Annotated in this window: 15 protein-coding genes; 10 read left to right on the forward strand and 5 right to left on the reverse strand. The window is 37.7% G+C overall.

All coding sequences use genetic code 11. The features are described 5' to 3' along the window. Nucleotides 1-93: 93 nt before the first annotated feature. The 3 genes from ACQWU4_RS14115 to ACQWU4_RS14125 are packed head-to-tail and all read right to left on the reverse strand — an operon-like array spanning nucleotide 94 to nucleotide 1,644. On the reverse strand, nucleotides 94-654 hold the full coding sequence (locus ACQWU4_RS14115; RefSeq protein WP_429936390.1) for a hypothetical protein: 561 nt from the start codon (nucleotides 652-654) through the stop codon (nucleotides 94-96). A 6-nt stretch (nucleotides 655-660) separates the two neighbouring features. Beyond that, complete coding sequence (locus ACQWU4_RS14120; protein WP_429936391.1) at nucleotides 661-1,059, reverse strand: immunity 22 family protein; 399 nt, start codon at nucleotides 1,057-1,059, stop codon at nucleotides 661-663. 27 nt (nucleotides 1,060-1,086) lie between these two features. After that, on the reverse strand, nucleotides 1,087-1,644 hold the full coding sequence (locus ACQWU4_RS14125; RefSeq protein ID WP_429936392.1) for a YdeI/OmpD-associated family protein: 558 nt from the start codon (nucleotides 1,642-1,644) through the stop codon (nucleotides 1,087-1,089). Nucleotides 1,645-1,777: 133 nt separating this feature from the next. Here ACQWU4_RS14125 and ACQWU4_RS14130 point away from each other — a divergent pair, with 133 nt between their 5' ends. Further along, entirely contained in the window at nucleotides 1,778-2,425 is a 648-nt protein-coding gene (locus tag ACQWU4_RS14130; RefSeq protein ID WP_429936393.1) for an MgtC/SapB family protein, read from the forward strand. Nucleotides 2,426-2,455: 30 nt separating this feature from the next. Here the strand turns inward: ACQWU4_RS14130 and ACQWU4_RS14135 are convergent, their stop codons facing one another. Next, on the reverse strand, nucleotides 2,456-2,944 hold the full coding sequence (locus tag ACQWU4_RS14135; protein ID WP_429936394.1) for a copper resistance protein NlpE: 489 nt from the start codon (nucleotides 2,942-2,944) through the stop codon (nucleotides 2,456-2,458). A 298-nt stretch (nucleotides 2,945-3,242) separates the two neighbouring features. Here ACQWU4_RS14135 and ACQWU4_RS14140 point away from each other — a divergent pair, with 298 nt between their 5' ends. The 4 genes from ACQWU4_RS14140 to ACQWU4_RS14155 all read left to right on the forward strand — a co-directional run bounded on the left by ACQWU4_RS14140 (nucleotide 3,243) and on the right by ACQWU4_RS14155 (nucleotide 8,415). Further along, nucleotides 3,243-5,381 (forward strand): S46 family peptidase, encoded by a 2,139-nt coding sequence (locus ACQWU4_RS14140; protein ID WP_429936395.1) that lies wholly within the window; start codon nucleotides 3,243-3,245, stop codon nucleotides 5,379-5,381. Between the two features lie 69 nt (nucleotides 5,382-5,450). Continuing rightward, complete coding sequence (locus ACQWU4_RS14145) at nucleotides 5,451-6,449, forward strand: polysaccharide deacetylase family protein (RefSeq protein ID WP_429936396.1); 999 nt, start codon at nucleotides 5,451-5,453, stop codon at nucleotides 6,447-6,449. Next, complete coding sequence (locus ACQWU4_RS14150; protein ID WP_429936397.1) at nucleotides 6,446-7,528, forward strand: GNAT family N-acetyltransferase; 1,083 nt, start codon at nucleotides 6,446-6,448, stop codon at nucleotides 7,526-7,528. Before ACQWU4_RS14145 ends, ACQWU4_RS14150 begins: the two co-directional genes overlap by 4 nt. 92 nt (nucleotides 7,529-7,620) lie before the next feature. Continuing rightward, nucleotides 7,621-8,415: a hypothetical protein gene (locus tag ACQWU4_RS14155; RefSeq protein ID WP_429936398.1), complete on the forward strand. Its 795-nt coding sequence runs from the start codon at nucleotides 7,621-7,623 to the stop codon at nucleotides 8,413-8,415. A 45-nt stretch (nucleotides 8,416-8,460) separates the two neighbouring features. Here the strand turns inward: ACQWU4_RS14155 and ACQWU4_RS14160 are convergent, their stop codons facing one another. After that, entirely contained in the window at nucleotides 8,461-11,328 is a 2,868-nt protein-coding gene (locus ACQWU4_RS14160) for a M16 family metallopeptidase (protein WP_429936399.1), read from the reverse strand. Between the two features lie 207 nt (nucleotides 11,329-11,535). Between ACQWU4_RS14160 and ACQWU4_RS14165 the strand changes: the two genes are divergently transcribed. From ACQWU4_RS14165 to ACQWU4_RS14185, 5 genes are all read left to right on the forward strand, one after another. Continuing rightward, nucleotides 11,536-12,861 carry a sigma-54-dependent transcriptional regulator gene (locus tag ACQWU4_RS14165; RefSeq protein ID WP_429936400.1) on the forward strand — a complete coding sequence of 442 codons (1,326 nt, stop codon included), beginning with the start codon at nucleotides 11,536-11,538 and terminating at the stop codon, nucleotides 12,859-12,861. Between the two features lie 467 nt (nucleotides 12,862-13,328). Beyond that, on the forward strand, nucleotides 13,329-15,023 hold the full coding sequence (gene kdpA, locus ACQWU4_RS14170; protein WP_429936401.1) for a potassium-transporting ATPase subunit KdpA: 1,695 nt from the start codon (nucleotides 13,329-13,331) through the stop codon (nucleotides 15,021-15,023). 166 nt (nucleotides 15,024-15,189) lie between these two features. Next, complete coding sequence (gene kdpB / locus ACQWU4_RS14175; protein WP_429936402.1) at nucleotides 15,190-17,229, forward strand: potassium-transporting ATPase subunit KdpB; 2,040 nt, start codon at nucleotides 15,190-15,192, stop codon at nucleotides 17,227-17,229. A gap of 10 nt (nucleotides 17,230-17,239) precedes the next feature. Beyond that, the gene (gene kdpC / locus ACQWU4_RS14180; RefSeq protein ID WP_429936403.1) at nucleotides 17,240-17,797 is read left to right on the forward strand and encodes a K(+)-transporting ATPase subunit C; all 558 of its coding nucleotides are present in this window, start codon (nucleotides 17,240-17,242) and stop codon (nucleotides 17,795-17,797) included. A gap of 11 nt (nucleotides 17,798-17,808) precedes the next feature. Further along, nucleotides 17,809-18,897 carry a porin gene (locus ACQWU4_RS14185; protein ID WP_429936404.1) on the forward strand — a complete coding sequence of 363 codons (1,089 nt, stop codon included), beginning with the start codon at nucleotides 17,809-17,811 and terminating at the stop codon, nucleotides 18,895-18,897. The last annotated feature ends 45 nt before the right edge of the window (nucleotides 18,898-18,942 follow it).

The following is an 18,942-nucleotide window of genomic DNA, read 5'->3' on the forward strand; positions in this document are numbered from 1 at the left end:
ATCTGACAAATGAATGCAGTGGAAGTGTATATCAGCAAAAGAAACAGAATCTGTGTCATCAGTAATTTATTAAACCTAGGATAATTAAAATTTTCAATAAGGATAATTGTTTTTGACTACTTCAAGCCTCATATCCAGATCCAGCAGTGTTTTCTCATTAATAGCAGGCCAGTGGTCATGATTCTCAAGTGTAAATAGTTTATATATGGTAAGCAGATCCATAAAATTGGCTTTGAAAAGTCTTAATCTTTCATAGACATCATTCAGATTAAACTCAATATGTTCATCAAAACGGTAAAGAAGAAACTGTTCATCAGTAGTAAGCTTTTCTTCATAGGAAATATAGGTCGCGATTTCAAAAACAGTTTTTAAAAAGACTTTCTCATCCTGAAGTATATGATACAGAATCCCCAATACAGCTCTGGAAGTAATTTCCGGATCTGCATCTGTAGAATTCTTCTTTAAAATTTGGATAGTATCATGCACATTATCAGAGGTAGATAGTTCAATGAATGCATACTCAGACTCATCTTCATCAGCTAAAACGGAATCCGCCCATGCCGTAACATCACCTTTCCTAATGACACCATAATTCAGAAGGATCATAAAAACCTTCAGCAGATTCTTATGATCCTTTATTGAAGCACTTTTCATACAGGGCTAGATAGTATATTCAATCTCGCCGATATAATATAGTGCATATTCTTCATCATTCACGGAAACGGGTTTGGGAACCGCATGTCTGTTGGCAAAAATAATGGCATTTACAGGTGTTTCCAACCCAAGTTGATTGATCTTTTGCTCAACAACCGGAAGCCACTGATCAGCATAAGAATAATCTGTAAACTTTTCGTAGATACCTAAACTTTCCTCCTCGAAACCATACTCTATAAAATCATAATCAAACCATTGTATGTGCTGTGATTCTGCAAATTTTGAAACGTAAAGGTCCTCATTTTCCTCTTCCGTGTAATATCTTTCGTCCTCTTCCGCAAAATCATTAAATGCCTCTTCATTTTTAAAATATCCCAGCCAAAAGTGTGAAATCTCTTTCTCCATAAATTATTTTTTTAAGTATATTGTATGTTATTTTAATCTTTTCAGTTGTTCGCTTTCACGGATAACTTTTTCCAGTCTCGATAGCCTTGTTTTCTCCTGTTTTGCACTCATCAGCCAGTGAATAACTGTTCTTTTGTAAGAAGGAGCCTGCTTTTCGAAAAAGTTCCACGCATTTTCATAGATTTTAAACTGCGCTTCATACACAGGGTCAAGAATAATATTCTCTTTTTCATGCGAATAAATACCTGTTTTTTCTTCTTTTCTGGCTTCAAATGCTTTTTGTCCCTCCAAAGTCATCAGTCCTGCTTTCGTCAGCTCTTCCACTTTTCTGATATTGATAATACTCCAGTTGCTGTTCGGCTTTCTCGGTGTAAAACGATTGGAAAAGCTTTCTGAATCTAAAGACCTTCTTACACCGTCTATCCATCCGAAACACAATGCCTGATCCACAGATTCAGACCAGTTCATAGAAGGTTTTCCCGTACCTTTTTTATAGAAGCCTACCAGAATTTCCTTTTCTTTTGTATGATTTTCCTCCAGCCATTTTCTGAATTCTTCTTTTGTTGCAAAAAATGTAGGTGTCATTGTGAATCCTTTTAGTGGTATTAAAATGTAATATTACAAAACTTTTCTTTTAAACCGGAATTTTCATCAATACAAAGCCTGTACTCAGAAGATAATTTTTTATTGTAAATTTATTCAGATAAAACTTGATACAATGGAATTCCTTCAGGATCATTACGCGGTACAAAACGAGCTGCTGCTGATACTGATCTCCGTCCTTCTGGGACTGCTGATCGGGGCAGAACGTGAATACCGGAACAAATCAGCAGGTCTCCGGACCTTTATTCTGGTGTGCTTCGGATCCTGTCTCTTTACCATACTTTCCGTTAAAATAGGAGTACAGAATCCGGACCGCCTGGCCGCCAATATCATTACCGGAATTGGTTTTCTGGGAGCAGGTGTGATTTTTAAAGGAGATAATAAGATAGAAGGAATTACTACCGCAACTACCATTTGGGCTACTGCTTCAATAGGTATGGCAGTAGGTTCAGGCTATGTTTATCTTTCACTGCTGGGGACCGTTTTGGTACTTTTGATCCTGAGTGCATTGATCTATCTTCAGAATTTTATTGACAGCAGCCATAAGATAAGGGAATACAGGATAACTGTTGCAGGATCAGAAGATATTAAATATTTAGAAAAAATATTTGATGAACATCATCTAAAGCATTTTATGCTGAAACTACAGTATACACAGGGAAGTCTTTCTATAACCTGGAGGCTTACAGGAAAGCATACAAGACATGATGAGGTAATAAAAAGTCTGATCAACGACCCTAAGATTACAGCCTATCAGTTTTAGGACAAAACAAAAAAATAAAGGCCTGAGCCTTTATTTTTTCTTGAAAATATATAAGTCTTTATTCGGACCTGTTATTTCTTTTCCTTCCATATCCAATTGGAATAAGACATTTTCGCCTACTTTATATTTATAATTTGCGCTTTTGCCCTTTAGTGTAATTACACTTCCTGCAGCGTCCCATTCAAAAGTCCCTTTATCCTGGTTTTTTGAATTTCTGTCAATGTACTCCTCAGTAATGCTAAATGTTTTATCATTATTAATGGTAAGGGCTGTCTTGATTCCCGGACAGTCTGCACACGGCACTACAGCCTCATAGGTTCCCGGCCAGTCAAGAGAATTTTCCGAAGTATCACCCGCAGCAATAGGAGTTGCTTTTGTAATACTGTCAGATGGTGCTGTCTGTACAGTTGCAGAATCCGTTGTTGCATTGGTAGTTTCAGTAGTTTTTTCTTTAGGGTTGCACGATGCTAAAAATGCGGCAGATGCAATTCCCAGAATGAACATTTTGTTATTCATCATGATAAAATAATTTAGATATATTAATAATTTAAGTCCTTCATGCAATGCAAAAATTAAGCCATAGGAGGAGTTATAATGCTGTAAAATCTCAGAATTTACGGGTGTTTGGAGTTTGATGTATACACGAAAGAATGAAGATGAAGACCCGGTTTCTGTTTATTAAAAATTGATTATTTACTTACTCGTTAAAATTCACCATTGACATCTATCTTCTTCCATCCATCAAAAACCAATTTTCGCTGTCATTTCATAAGGCATATGTATAATATTCTTTGTAAATTGGGGCAAAATTTTGATTATGACAAAAAAGATACTTTTATCTGTATTTCTTTTGCCGGCTGCAATGGCATTTGCACAACAATATGGAGGAATGTGGATTCCTACAGAGCTGAATGAAAAGGAAATGAAGGATTTGGGAATGAAGATCTCTGCCAAAGACATTTTCAACACTCAGAAGCCGAGCATAAAAGATGCAGTGGTACAGTTTAACGGCGGATGTACTGCTGAAATCATTTCACCTAAAGGATTATTATTGACAAACCACCACTGTGGATATGGCCAGATTCAGGCACATTCTACCGTTCAGAATGATCTTCTTTCCAATGGTTTCTGGGCTAAAAATCCGGACGGGGAACTTCCTAATCCGGGGGTAAAAGTAGACTTTATTGTTGATATCAAAGAAGTGACAGATCAGATCCTCGAAGGTACGGATAACCTTGTAGAACCTGAGCTGACTAAAAAGATCAATAAAAATATCGAGGTTTATAAAAACTCTCAGAAAATAGAATCTTACCAGTCGATCGTTGTAAAATCAATGTATTACGGAAATAAATATTACGCTTTTACTACTGAAACATACAAAGATATCCGTCTGGTTGGAGCACCGCCACAGAGCATAGGTAAATTCGGAAGTGATACGGACAACTGGGTTTGGCCTAGACATACCGGAGACTTCTCAATGTTCAGAATTTATGCAGGAAAAGATAATAAGCCTGCAGAATATTCAAAAGACAATGTCCCTTATGTTCCGAAACATTACCTTCCGGTTTCCATAAAAGATAAATCGGAGAACGATTTTACATTTGTATTCGGATTCCCTGGAAAAACTACAGAATATCTTCCGGCAGTGGCTGTTGAAAAAATCATGACGGATATAGATCCTGCAAGAATTGCAGTACGTGAAGTGGCTCTGAAGACGTTGGACGAAAAAATGCGTACAGACAGCGAAACCCGTATTAAATATGCTTCAAAATATGCTTCAGTAGCCAATTACTGGAAAAAATGGATCGGTGAGGTAGAAGGTTTGAAAAAATCCAATGCAGTTGAGAAAAAAGTAATGTACGAAGGTTCTTTGGTCTCTAAAAATCATGAGATCAAGTCTACACTGGATCAGCTGAATAAACTGTACAATGATCAGGCTCCTTACGCTCTGAACAATGCATACTATACAGAAGTGGTAAAAAATGCAGAAACATTGAAGCTTGCAGGTGATTACTACGACTATATAGCTTCCGTTGAGGCAGGAAAGATGGACGAAAAAGATCTTGCCAAATTAAAGACCAAGCTGACTTCATTCTATAAAGATTACAGCGCAGAGCTTGATGCTAAAGTGACGGCAAAATTGCTTGCCCTGTATGCCAATAAAACTGCTTCCCAATTCCTGCCTGTAGGTTTTGCCAAATATAAGGACGAGAACCAGAACATTCCGATGATCGAAGAAATGTCTAAAAATTCAATCATCACAGGAAGAACCCAGGTCAATGGAGCAGCTCTGAACGGAGATATTGAAAAAGCATTCTCCAATCCGGACAAATTGGTTAAAACCTTGAAAAAAGACCCTGTTTATCAGCTGTATGCTTCTATGAAAGAAACATATATGAAAAATGCTGATCCTCAGTTTACTTCTCTTCAGGGGAAAATTGACGATCTTCAGAAAAAATTCATGGCACAGCAGATGGCTACCGATAAAGACAGAAAATTCTTCCCGGATGCCAATTCTACACTTCGTGTAACTTATGGAAAAGTAAAAGGCTCTACACCTAGAAATGCTGTTTCTTATGATTACCAGACCCATTTGTCAGGAGTGATGGAAAAATATGTTCCTGGAGATTATGAATTTGATGTTCCTAAAAAGCTGATCGATCTTTACAACAAAAAAGATTACAGCATTTATAAAGACAAAACAGGTGATGTTCCTGTAGGATTTACGGCTACCAACCATACTACCGGAGGGAATTCAGGAAGTCCGGCGCTTGATGCCAACGGAAACCTTGTCGGACTTAACTTTGACAGACAGTGGGAGGGAACAATGAGTGACATCAACTACGACCCGCGTTTCAGCAGAAACATTATGGTAGATACAAAATACATCCTTTTCATTATCGACAAATATGCCGATTCCAAATGGCTTATCGACGAAATGAAGGTGATAAAATAATACATAAAAATCATACCTTTAAGAATCTATTTGAATACATTTTGAATAGATTCTTTTTATTTAATAAAGATGAAAGATAAGATCATCAGTTTACTCGCCGCTTTTGAGACGGAAAATATTGGAAAATCTTTTCCAATGGATTACTGTCTGCCTGTTTATCACTGTGTTTCTGATGAAAATTTACCGCATATCAGACACATTATTCAGTATAAAAATACGAAGCAGTTTGAAGAGGATCTGGATTATCTTTCAAGGCATTTTCAGTTTGTAAGCTGGTCAGAATTCAAAGACTTTGTCAAAGGAAATTTTAAACCTAAGAAAAAAATTGCCCTGCTGACTTTTGATGACGGTTTCAGGGAGTTTTACGATGTAGTTCTTCCGGTTCTGGAACGGAAAGGAATATACGCCTGTAATTTTATCAATCCCGCATTTATTGACAACCGGGAGCTGATGTTCAGATGTAAGGCAAGTTTAATTATTGACGCTGCAGAAAAAACAAAAACACCGGATCCGGAAATTGATAAGTTGCTTTCTTTAAAAAATTCATCAAAAGAAAGTGTAAAACAGGCAATTTTAAAGATTAATTATCATAAAAGAGATTTTCTGGATAAACTTACCGAAAGAATGGAAATTGATTGTGATGCTTACTTAAAAGAGCACACTCCCTATCTCACAACAGATCAGTTAAAAACACTTACCGGAAAAGGATTCGGAATTTCCTCCCACAGCTGGGACCATCCGAAATACGGGGAATTGTTATTAAAGGAGCAGATGGAAAGTACGGACCGGACTTTTCATTATTTAAAGGAAAACGGATTTATGTACGAAAGCTTTGCATTTCCGTTTACGGATTTTGGAGTAAAAAAAGATTTCTTTGATGAGTTATTTAAAAACGAGGATATGTTCTGCTGTTTTGGAAGCGCAGGGGCAAAATTAGACAGTGTCCCGGGACTTTTCCACAGAATTCCTATGGAAATGGGAGAAAGTGCAGAGAAAACAGTAAAAAAGGAAACGGCCTATTTCAGGTTGAAAAAAATCATAAATAAAAATAAAATAGTGAGAAGATGACGGAGCTGAAGACATTTAATAAAAAAGAACTTGAGGATTTTATTTCATCAGGAGAATTCAGCAGCTATGATTTTCTTCCCATTTCAGAGCACAGGGCAAAATCCCAGATCAGGAATCCAAAAGCTTTAGATGACCAGACTCTTCTGGTGCTGGCTTTTTATGATGGCAAACTGGCAGGGTATGTAGGATGTTTTCCCGATAACTATCTGATTGACGGAAAAATATTCCATTATGCCTGGCTGAGTACGCTGTTTGTAAGTGAAGCATTCCGTGGAAAAAGGATTGCAAAAGCTCTGTTGAATAAGATGTTTGAGGAATATGACGGCAATATCATCGCAACTGAATTTACCAAAGAAGCAGAAGCTCTCTACAATATGCTGGGTGTTTTCGAATATGTTTATCCAAAAGTAGGGAAAAGATATTATTTCCGTTCCGATGCAGCCTTTATTATTCCCGAGAAGAAGCCCGGAACAAAGGCACTGAAACCACTTTTCCAGGTAGCGGATGCTGCTGCCAATTCTTTATTGAAGGTAAAAAATATTGCTATAAAAAAGCCTGAATTCAGGTTTGAAATCCTTGATCAGATTGATGAGGAAAGCTCTGAATTTATGTCTAAATTTCAATGCAGACGTAGCGCTGGTGAAATCAATGTTTACATGAAAAATCCGTGGGTTCTGGAAAGTAAAAAGAAAGAAGACCAATATCTGTTTTCGAGTTATGCTGAGGTATTTAAATATATTTGGGTCAAAGCATATGGTATTAACGGAGAGCTTGCGGCTTGTTCACTGCTGCAGCTCAGGGACGGAAACCTTAAAATTCCTTACCTGTTTTCAGAAACTTCAGATTTAGATTATTTTATTGAATTCCTGAGCTATTATATTGTTCAGCATAAAATAAAAAACTTAACCAGCTATCAAAAGGAACTTAATAAAAAGCTGGAGAAATCTAAAATATTCCCGAAAATCTACGAACGTGATTTTGAAAGGAGATATCTTTTTCACAAACAGCTGATTGAACATCTTCCTGAAAGATTTGATCCCGAATATCAGGATGGTGACGGTGATTGTATGATGACATAAGAGTAAGGAATCTCAACATTAAATATAGATTTTTTCTCTTGAAAAATAAATTTCAATTGCATTGACCTATGTAACTTTAAGAAAAACTTCTTATGGAAAGTAATACTCTCAGAATGTGTACGGAATGCGGAACACAATATCCAGACAGTTATACCGGAAATGTATGTATAATCTGTGCTGATGAACGTCAGTCCGTACCACAAAGCGGCCAGTCCTGGACCACTCATGACAAGCTGTTGGAAAACCACAGCGTAAAAATCAAAAAAATAAACGATAACCTCTATGAATTTACAGTAAATCCCAGATTTTCCATAGGCCAGCGTGCTCTTTTTGTAATTTCTGAGCATGGAAACCTTATGTGGGACTGTATTCCCTTAATTGATGAAGGAGTCATTGAATTTATCAAATCAAAAGGCGGATTAAAAACTATTGCTCTTTCTCATCCTCACTATTACTCCATTATGAGAATGTGGGCGGAAACTTTTGACTGCAAAATTCTGATTCATGAAAATGATAAAGAATGGGTCGTAAACAGAGGAAATTCAGTAGAATACTGGAGCGGTGAAGAACTGGAGCTTTGGGATACTTTGAAACTGCATAATATCGGGGGACATTTTGACGGAAGCTCTATTATTGAAATTCCTTGGATGAGTGAAAACGGAACCTTATTAATTGGTGATACCATGTATTTATCTCCCTCTATGAAGCATTTTGCCATTATGAGAAGTTATCCAAACAGGATTCCGTTACCATTGAGTGAAATTAAGAAGATTGAAAACCGTTTTGAAAATATCCGCTTTGATACGATCTATGGTTTTTATTCTTATCAGAATGTAGAGAAAAATGCAAAGGAAATTCTAAAAGATTCTATTTCTAAATATCAATAAAAAAGCGGGAAACAATTCCCGCTTTTTTATTGATACATTGTTTGATTAATGTCCGAAAATCTCTTTCAAAGTCAATTCTTTAAATGTTCCCATCTGGTTCACTGCATCCATATCCAGGTTTTCTTTCTTACCGATAATGGCCGTATTAAAATATAAAGGTTTGATTTCTGTCTGGTAGAACTTTTTCAGTTCTTCAAAGTTCAGATTCTCAATCTGTCCATAGATATCTTTTCTGAAATCATGATAAATTCCCAGTTTTTTTAGCCGTAACGTATTGAAAAATATATTATTACGGGTGATTCTTGTTGAGGCAATCTGTTTCAGGGCAGCATTTCTGGCATTTTCAAACTGGATCGGAACTTCAGGAAGTTCACTCATCAATTCTCCCATCGTGCTTACAGCAGTCTGAAGTTTATCCGGCTGTGTTCCGATGTAAGTGGTGACATAATCGGGATGGCCCAATTCTGAATTGGCAGCATAAGAAACATAAGCAGAATAAGCTAAGCTTTTACTTTCGCGGATTTCCTGGAAAACAATAGATGAAAGCCCTCTTCCGAAATACTCATTGAAAACATTGACCTTTCCAAAGTTTGATGTATTCACCTCATGTCCTCTTCCCACTTTGCTCATTTCCATCTGTACCATGTCATAATTCATGAAATAAACGTTTCCGTCCGTTTCCGGTTCAGGATATTTTTTAGGCTCAGGAATCTGATAACTTTCATTTTCGACGTATTTTCCAATATACTGTCTGAAATTTTCAAGATCTTTTCCATAGAAAAATACTTCATAAGGGTATTTGAAAAGTTTTTTCATCCTGTCTGTAAACACTTCTGCATGGCTGCTTTCAAGCTCCTCTTGCGAAATAATATCCGTGTACCGTGAAAAACTGCCCAGTTTTGTATAGTTGGTCAGGGCGGTCATGATACGGTTTTTGTCCTTTTTCGTAGCCTGACGGTTTTCCAATACTGTCTCTACAAACTGCCTGTAAATCTCCTGATCCGGCTTCACTCCATACATCCAATGTTGTAAGAGAGCAATTCCTTTTTCTATATTTTCTTCCAGTCCGCTCAGTGAGATCAGAAGCTGGTCATTCGTTGTTTTAAAATCATTGCTGATCCCGATCTTAAAGAATTCCTTCTTTAAATCCTCCGGCGAAAGATCTTCAGTCCCGAGATATTGCAGAAGCTGGGTGGAAATTCCAAGATCCCTGTCATGATCACTTCCGAAAGGAAAAATAAAATGAACCTGCGCTATATCATTGTATTTATTACGGACAAAACTCAGCTTCTTATCCTTTATTGTTTCTGTCTGAATTTCTTTCTCATAATCAATAAATTCCGGCTGTATATCTTCCGTTTTTTCTGAAATAATTTCCTTTAGAAAATCAGACTGTGCGTCACGGTTTATTTTGATTGGTGTAATTCCGGGATTTTCAACCCTTATCAATTGATCATTAACACCTTTCTCCTTATAAACAATCACATAATTGTCCTTAAAAAAAGTATTGGCAAAATCTACCACATCTTCCTTCGTGAAACTCTGATATTCATCTAATTCATTCAGCTCCTGCTCCCAAGACCTTCCTTTGATGTAAGTATCATAAAGATTGGTAGCCAGTCCGTCGGCTGTTTCAAGTCCCTTCAAACGCTGAAGTTTAAAATCACTGATGATGGCAGGAAGCATCCAGTCGGGAAAATCTCCTTTTTTAATCAGTTCGATCTGTTCCAGAACCATTTCTTTTGCTTCATCCATCGTTTGTGTTTCCTTTGGAACAGCTACAATGGAAAAATATCCGTACTGCTTCAAGCCTACAGAAAACGCCTGTGCCCAAAGCATTTTTTGCGTCTGATTGATATTAAGGTCAAGAAGGCCGGCTTCCCCTTTATTGCTGAGAATATTGGCTGTAATATCTGCAAGCATAGCCTCTCTGGTACCATAGCTGTCCGTTCTCCAGGCTAACTGTACCCTTGGAGTGGTAGGGCTTTTTACTGTTCTTTTTACAATTTCAGTTAATGGCTGTTCAACTACCGAAGTTTTTTTCGGAAGTTCTCTGTAAGGAATACTTCCAAAATATTCGTCAACAAGTTGAATAGTCTCCTCAAAATCCAGATCTCCCACCAAAACCATAGCATAATTATTCGGAACGTAATATTCATCGAAATATTTATGGATTGCCTTCATCGAAGGATTTTTCAGATGTTCAGGCTTTCCGAGTGTCGTTTGCTGCCCGTTCGGATGCGTTGGAAAAAGAGCGCTCATCAGCTCATAATTCACAAGCCTTGAATCATTATCCTGGGCTCTGTTAAATTCCTCATATACAGATTCCAGCTCTGTATGGAAAAGACGTAATACAATTTCTGAAAACCTCTCTTTTTCTATTTTAAGCCATTTTTCAAGCTCATTATTCGGAATATTATTTTTATAGACCGTTTCATCAAACCAGGTATGGGCGTTCGTACCGCTGGCTCCCAGTGAAGAAATGACCTTATCATATTCATTGGCGATAGCATACTGGCTGGCTTCCTGGGATACCTCATCTATTTTTTTATAGATTTCCTTCTTTTTATCAGGACTTTGTTCCGCTTTATGCTCTTCATATAAGGCAGAAATCTGGTCAAGAAGCTCCTTTTCTTTTCCCCAGTTCTGAGTGCCGATCCTGGAAGTTCCTTTAAACATCATATGCTCAAGATAATGCGCCAGACCTGTATTGTCAGATGGATCATTATTACTTCCCGTTCTTACAGGAATGTAAGTCTGAATTCTCGGAGCATCAGAATTCTGGGCAAGAAAAATCTTTAAACCATTCTTTAAAGTATAAATTCTTACCTTGTTTTCGTCATTGGGAATTGTGATATATTCGTAGTTGTTTTTATCTGTGTGAACCGTTTCTTTGTATCTTTTGTCAATCATAAGCTAACTCATTTCATTCTTAAAAATCAGAATGCATTACAAATGTAAGGAATCAGAAAAGAACAAACCGGAATTTCCTTATTATTGCATCTATGGTTTTCATTTACATTAAAATCAGTAAATATTAAAAAACGATCATTCCCTTTCTTTGCTTCTTTTCCAAAATAAAATCAATAAGTTTGCAGTAGTTTTCCAAAAATTCACACCATGCACGGAAACATTCTGATCATCGATGACGAGATCAAGCTCCTGAAATTATTAGGAATGATTCTTTCCCAGGAAGATTTTAACGTAAAAGAAGCTTCAACAGCACGTTCCGCAATGACTATGCTTGAACAGTATGAATTTGATGTCGTTTTATGCGACGTCCGGCTTCCTGATGCTTTCGGAGTAGAGCTGGCGGGATCCATCAAAACCAAATATCCGCATCTTGAAATTATTCTGATGACCGCTTTCGGAAATATCACCGATGCAGTTCAGGCCATGAAAAACGGAGCTTATGATTATCTGGTAAAAGGGGATGACAACGAAAAGATCATTCCGCTGGTGTATAAAGCCCTGGAAAAAGTAAAGGATAACCGTTCGAAAATTAGCCAGAAAACCGTCATATCAAAAGGATTCGGGCAGATCATAGGAACTTCACCACTGATCCTTCAGTCTAAAAAACTGGCTGAAAAAGTAGCTTTAACGGATGCTGCCGTCCTTCTGACCGGAGAAACAGGAACCGGGAAAGAGGTTTTTGCCAATGCCATCCACGAAGGAAGCGAAAGAAAGAAAAATAATTTTGTGGCAATCAATTGTTCGGCATTCAGTAAAGAAATTCTGGAAAGCGAACTTTTCGGGCATAAACAGGGGGCATTTACCGGTGCGGTAAAAGACAAGAAAGGTCTTATAGAAGAGGCCAACGGGGGAACTTTATTTTTAGACGAAATAGGAGAGATGCCGGTAGAATTACAGGCCAAATTGCTTCGTGTTCTGGAAACGGGAGAGTTTATCAAAATGGGAGAGACCAAAGTTTCCAAATCCAACTTCAGACTTATCGCTGCGACCAACAGAGATCTGGAAGAAGAAATAAAACAGGGACATTTCCGGGAAGACCTTTATTTCCGTTTGAATGTTTTTGAAATTCATCTTCCGCCGCTACGTGAAAGAAAAGAAGATCTGAAAATGCTGGCCAAAAATTTCCTAGATATTTTTTCCCAAAAACTACATCTTTCAGGCCTTCAGATAAGTCCGGACTACTATAAAACATTGGAGAAAAACGACTGGAAGGGAAATATCCGCGAGCTTAGAAATGCAGTGGAAAGAAGTCTTATTTTAATGGAAAACAATATGCTGGATGCAGAAAGTCTTCCGCATTATTCGGATAAAGCTGTCCCTGAAAACGATTCTTTAAGCATAAGATCTCTGGAAAAAATACATATTCAGAAAGTTCTTCAATATACCAAAGGAAACAAAGCTGAAGCCGCAAGACTGTTAGAGATCGGGATTGCGACACTTTACCGCAAACTGGAAGAATATGGATTACGATAATAGGTTTCAAACAATTTTTTAATCTCTGAACATTATCATTTCAATAAACGAGCCTATCATTTTGATAGGTTTTTCTGTTTTTATATATGAATGTTTTATAATTTAAATAATTGTAAATCAGTTTTTTATGTAGTTTGTTTTTAAAATGGACTTTATTTTGGCCTGTAGGTTATGAATAAAATATTTTAAAAATGACAATTTCAAGAAAAACGTTCAAAAAACGTGAACATGCCGTCTTCAGCCGGCTGTTGGTATCGTATGTAATTCTGACCCTTTTAATCCTGATAATTTGTATATGATGCTTATTGGTTTAATCCTGCTTTTTGCAGTGATGTTCTGGCTTCTCTATAAATCCGTTGAATTTTTTGATAAAATATAAAATTATGTGGAGTTTATTTTTTCTTTCAGTTCTGGCTTTTGTGTACATCTGCTATGTTCTGATAAAACCTGAAAAATTTTAACCGGTCATGAATACAGAAATTATAGGCGTTATTGCCATGTTTGTGATAACATTAGTGATTGGAATATTTCTTGGAAAATACATTGCTAATGTATACGGGTACAAAAAGACCTTTTTAGATCCCGTTTTTGAACCTGTTGAAAAATTAATTTATAAAATATCCGGAATCAACCCGGTTCGTCAGATGACCTGGAAACAGAATATGTATGCCATGCTGACGATCAATCTGGTTTGGTTCATTATAGGATTCCTGATCCTGCTGAACCAGTCGTGGCTTCCTTTAAATCCTGACGGAAACCCGAATATGTCACCGGATCTTGCTTTTAATACGGCTATTTCCTTTTTGGTGAACTGCAACCTTCAGCATTATTCCGGAGAAACGGGAGTAAGCTATTTAAGCCAGCTTTATCTGATGTTCCTGCAGTTTGTGACCGCAGCCACCGGAATGGCGGCAATGGCTGTCCTTTTTAAAGCTTTCAAAGAAAAAACCACCACAGAATTAGGAAATTTCTATGATTTTTTTACCAAATCTGTAATCAGAATACTAGTTCCGGTAAGCATCCTTGTTGCCTTGATTCTTTCTGCCAACGGAAGTCCGATGACTTTCGAGGGAAAAGACCATATAACAACGTTAGAAGGTCAGAAAGTTGATGTTTCCAGAGGTCCTGTAGCCGCTTTTGTAGCGATCAAGCATTTGGGAACCAATGGAGGAGGTTTCTTTGGTGCCAATTCAGCACACCCGCTTGAAAACCCTAATTATGTGACCAATATGACTGAAATGGTTACTCAGATGATCATTCCGTTTGCATTGGTTTTCGCATTAGGATTTTACCTGAAAAAGAGAAAACTGTCCTGGGTGATCTTTACTGTAATGACAGTCGGTTTTCTGGCACTCGCCGTTCCCAATATCGTAAATGAAACAAACGGAAATCCTCTCATCACACAAATGGGTGCCGACAGCAGTCTTGGTGCTATGGAAGGAAAAGAGATCCGTTTCGGAAGTGCTTCTTCAGGATATTGGAGTATTGCAACAACAGTGATCTCAACTGGTTCCGTAAATGCCATGCACGACAGTACAATGCCGCTTTCAGGAATGAATGAGCTGCTGGCCATGATGATCAACTGTTTCTACGGAGGCTGCGGCGTAGGAATCCTGAATTATTTCATATTCATCATTCTTGCTGTGTTCATCAGTGGTCTGATGGTGGGAAGAACACCTGAATTTATGGGTAAGAAGATTGAAGCTAAAGAAATGAAGATTGCAATGATTGTAGCCCTTTTTCATCCGTTTTTAATACTTGTAGGAACAGCATTAACGGCTTATTTGCCGGAATTCGGAGCCAAAACATTGAATAATCCTGGCTTCCACGGCTTCAGTGAAATGCTGTATGAATTTACTTCTTCATCTGCAAACAACGGTTCCGGATTTGAAGGGCTTGGCGATAATACTCCCTGGTGGAATATCTCAACAGGAATTGTGTTGCTGTTATCCAGATTTATTCCAATTATCGGACCTATAGCAATTGCCGGATTATTAGCTCAGAAAAAATTCATTCCGGAAAGCTCAGGAACATTGAAAACGGATACGGCTACTTTTGGTTTTATGACTTTAGCGGTGATCCTTCTTATTGCAGCACTGTCTTTCTTCCCGGCACTCACATTGGGGCCTATCGCAGAACAGATCCAGTATTTCTCTAAATAAATATTAAAAAATTAAAATCAATAGTAACCCATTAGGAAGGTTGAAATATAAGGAAACTAGTCTCATCAAACATTCACCTGAATATATTATCCATTTTCACTCCTTGCTGTTTTAATCTGTCTTAATGGTTGCCGTTGGTTTATAATGATATAACTCTTTCAAAAAAATGAAAAATCAATCCCAGACATTGTTTCAAAAAGATTTGGTAAACGAAGCCATTAAACAGTCCTTCGTTAAACTGAATCCGAAAATCATGTTTAAAAATCCTGTAATGTTCCTGGTGGAAGTAGGAACTGTTGTCATGCTCATCGTAAGTCTTTTCAGTCTTATGGGAGATACATCACAGGGAAGCTTTACTTATAATTTTACTGTATTTATTATATTATTTTTTACTGTTCTGTTTGCCAATTTTGCGGAAGCGATCGCAGAAGCCAGAGGAAAAGCACAGGCAGACACCCTTAGAAAAACGCGCGAAGAAACTCCTGCTAAAGTAGTTTTGGAGAACAAGCCGGGATTTCAGGTAGAGACTGCTTTAAAAAGATCCGCCGAAATGAAGCTTGGAGATATTTTCCTGTGCGAAACAGGAGATCAGATCCCGATGGACGGTGAGATTATTGAAGGACTTGCCACCATTGATGAATCTGCCATTACAGGCGAAAGCGCCCCTGTGATCCGTGAAGCCGGAGGAGACAAAAGCTCTGTGACTGGCGGTACAAAGGTTCTTTCGGACAGAATCAAAGTAAAAGTAACCACTAAACCGGGAGAATCTTTTTTAGATAAAATGATTGCCCTTGTGGAAGGTGCTTCAAGACAGAAAACGCCCAACGAAATTGCATTAACCATACTTCTGGCAGGATTTACCCTGACCTTTATTATCGTTACACTCACTTTAAAACCTTTTGCAGATTATGCGCAGACTCCGATTACCATTGCGGCATTTATATCACTTTTCGTTTGCTTGATTCCTACAACTATTGGAGGTCTGCTTTCTGCAATCGGAATTGCCGGAATGGACAGGGCTTTAAGAGCAAATGTAATCACCAAAAGTGGTAAAGCAGTAGAAACTGCCGGAGATATTGATGTTCTTTTGCTTGATAAAACAGGAACTATCACCATAGGAAACCGTAAAGCAACAGAATTTCATCCTGCAGACGGAATAAGGCTGCCGGATTTTATTAAAGCCTCTGCATTAAGTTCTGTAGCAGATGAAACGCCGGAAGGAAAATCCATCATAGAATTAAGCCAGCTGAAATCTGAGGACCTTCTTGTTCCCAATCCAGTTTATATAGACTTTACAGCAGAAACCAGAACCTCAGGAATTGATTTTGAAGAGACAAGAATCAGAAAAGGAGCTTATGACACGATAAAAAAACTGACTGAAAAAGCCGGGAATAGCTTCCCGAAAGAAACCCAGGCTGCCGTTACCAAAATCTCCGAAAACGGAGGAACTCCTCTTGTAGTAAGTGTAAATGAAAAAGTATGGGGAGTGATTGAGCTTCAGGATATCATTAAAACAGGAATTCAGGAACGTTTTCAGAGATTGAGAAAAATGGGGGTGAAAACGGTGATGGTAACCGGAGATAATCCTCTGACTGCAAAATTTATTGCTGAAAAAGCTGGAGTAGATGATTTTATTGCTGAAGCCAAACCTGAGGATAAAATGAATTACATCAAAAAAGAACAACAGGAGGGAAAACTGGTCGCCATGATGGGAGACGGAACAAATGATGCTCCGGCGCTGGCCCAGGCCGATGTAGGTGTAGCAATGAACAGCGGAACTCAGGCTGCCAAAGAAGCAGGAAACATGGTGGATCTTGACAATGATCCGACAAAACTGATTGAAATTGTAGAAATCGGAAAACAATTGCTGATGACCCGCGGAACGCTGACTACTTTCAGTATTGCGAACGATGTTGCTAAATATTTTGCCATTATTCCGGCACTGTTCATCACTTTTATTCCTTCACTTCAAAAATTGAATATCATGAATCTTCACAGCCCGGAAACCGCAATATTATCGGCTGTTATTTTCAATGCTGTGATCATTCCTTTCCTTATTCCATTAGCCTTAAAAGGAGTTGCCTATAAGCCGATCGGCGCCAGTGCGCTTTTAAGAAGAAACCTTTTGATTTATGGTTTGGGTGGTGTGATTGTTCCGTTTATCGGTATCAAAATTATTGATTTATTGATCAGTTTATTCTATTAAAATTTAAAAAATGAAAAATCATATTATTACAGCATTCAGGCTAACTTTGGTAATGCTGGCTGTTATCGGAATTTATCTATTAATTGTTTATGGAGGTTCGAAAGTATTGCCTACCAATGGAAATGCTGAGATCATTGCCCAAAACGGACAGAAATTTTACGCAAACATCGGACAGGAATTTAAATCCGAGAAATATTTCCACGGGCGTCCGTCATCCGTTAATTATAATGCGGCAGGAAGCGGCGGAAGCAATAAAGGTCCAAGCAATACGGAATATCTGGAAGTTGTTCAGAAAAGGATAGACACCTTAAAGATGGAACATCCGGGAATGGAAAATACAAGAGTTCCTGTAGAACTGGTTACAGCAAGTGGAAGCGGCTTAGATCCTGATATCTCTGAAGAAGGTGCTTTGTATCAGATAAAGAAAATTGCACAGGTAAGAAATATTTCTGAGGAAAAATTAAGAGATTTGGTTAAAAATCAGACAGAAAAACCACTTTTAGGGCTTTTAGGACCTGCAAAAATAAACGTACTGAAGCTGAATATAGCTTTGGATCAATTAAAATAATAAAAACTACCGTGAAAAGATATATCATCATCAGTGCAGTATTATCAGGAATATTTTTCCCAAAAGCACAATCATCGGATTCATTAAAAACAGAACATAAAGTAACATTTTCTGCCTATGCGGAACTTTTCTATACTTATGATTTTAATGAACCGTCCAACCATATCCGTCAGAATTTTTTGTATTCTTACAACAGACATAATGAAGTCAATCTGAATTTAGGATTGGTAAAAGCAAACTACCAAAGTGAGAACCTCCGTGCTAATGTAGCTTTAATGGCCGGAACCTATGCTCAGGACAATATGGTGGCCGAGCAGGAAGCTTTACGTTATGTAAATGAAGCCAATGTGGGAATCAGGATTTCCAGAACTAAAAACCTGTGGATTGATGCAGGAATCATGCCCTCCCATATCGGTTGGGAAAGTGCAATAGGAAAAGACAATACCAACCTGACAAGAAGTTTGGCCGCTGAAAATTCGCCATATTTCGAAACCGGAGCCAAGATTTCCTATACATCAGATAGTGGAAAATGGTTTTTAAGTGGTTTGGTGCTTAATGGCTGGCAGCGTATTGCAAAACCGGAAGGAAACCAAAGTATCTCTTTCGGGCATCAGGTAACCTACAAACCGAATGAAAAAATTACACTGAACAGCAGTTCATTCATCGGAAATGACAAATCTAAGGAGGAAAAAAGAATGCGCTATTTCCATGATCTTTATGGAAGTTTTCAACTGATGGAGCAATTTTCAGCTTTACTGGGTTTTGATATCGGAGCAGAGCAGAAAACGAAAGGAAGCAATAGTTATAACATTTGGTACACTCCAAACATATTGATGAAATATCAATTTGATAGTAAATGGGCTCTTGCAGGAAGGTTTGAGTATTATAACGATAAAAACGGAGTAATTATCAGTACAAAAACTCCAAATGGTTTTCAAACATTCGGGTATTCCTTGAATATAGACTATGCAATTCTGAAGAACGTAGTTTTCCGTACAGAGGCGAGAGGATTTACTTCCAAAGATGCCATTTTTGTAAAAAATGATGAAATGAAACAGGGAAATTTCTTTATCACAACAAGTCTGGCAGCATGGTTTTAGGTAGTGAAAAATGGAGATTGAAAAATAGTATAATTAACCACAAAA

The sequence above is a fragment of the Chryseobacterium sp. MIQD13 genome (genome assembly GCF_050496705.1).
Taxonomy (GTDB): domain Bacteria; phylum Bacteroidota; class Bacteroidia; order Flavobacteriales; family Weeksellaceae; genus Chryseobacterium.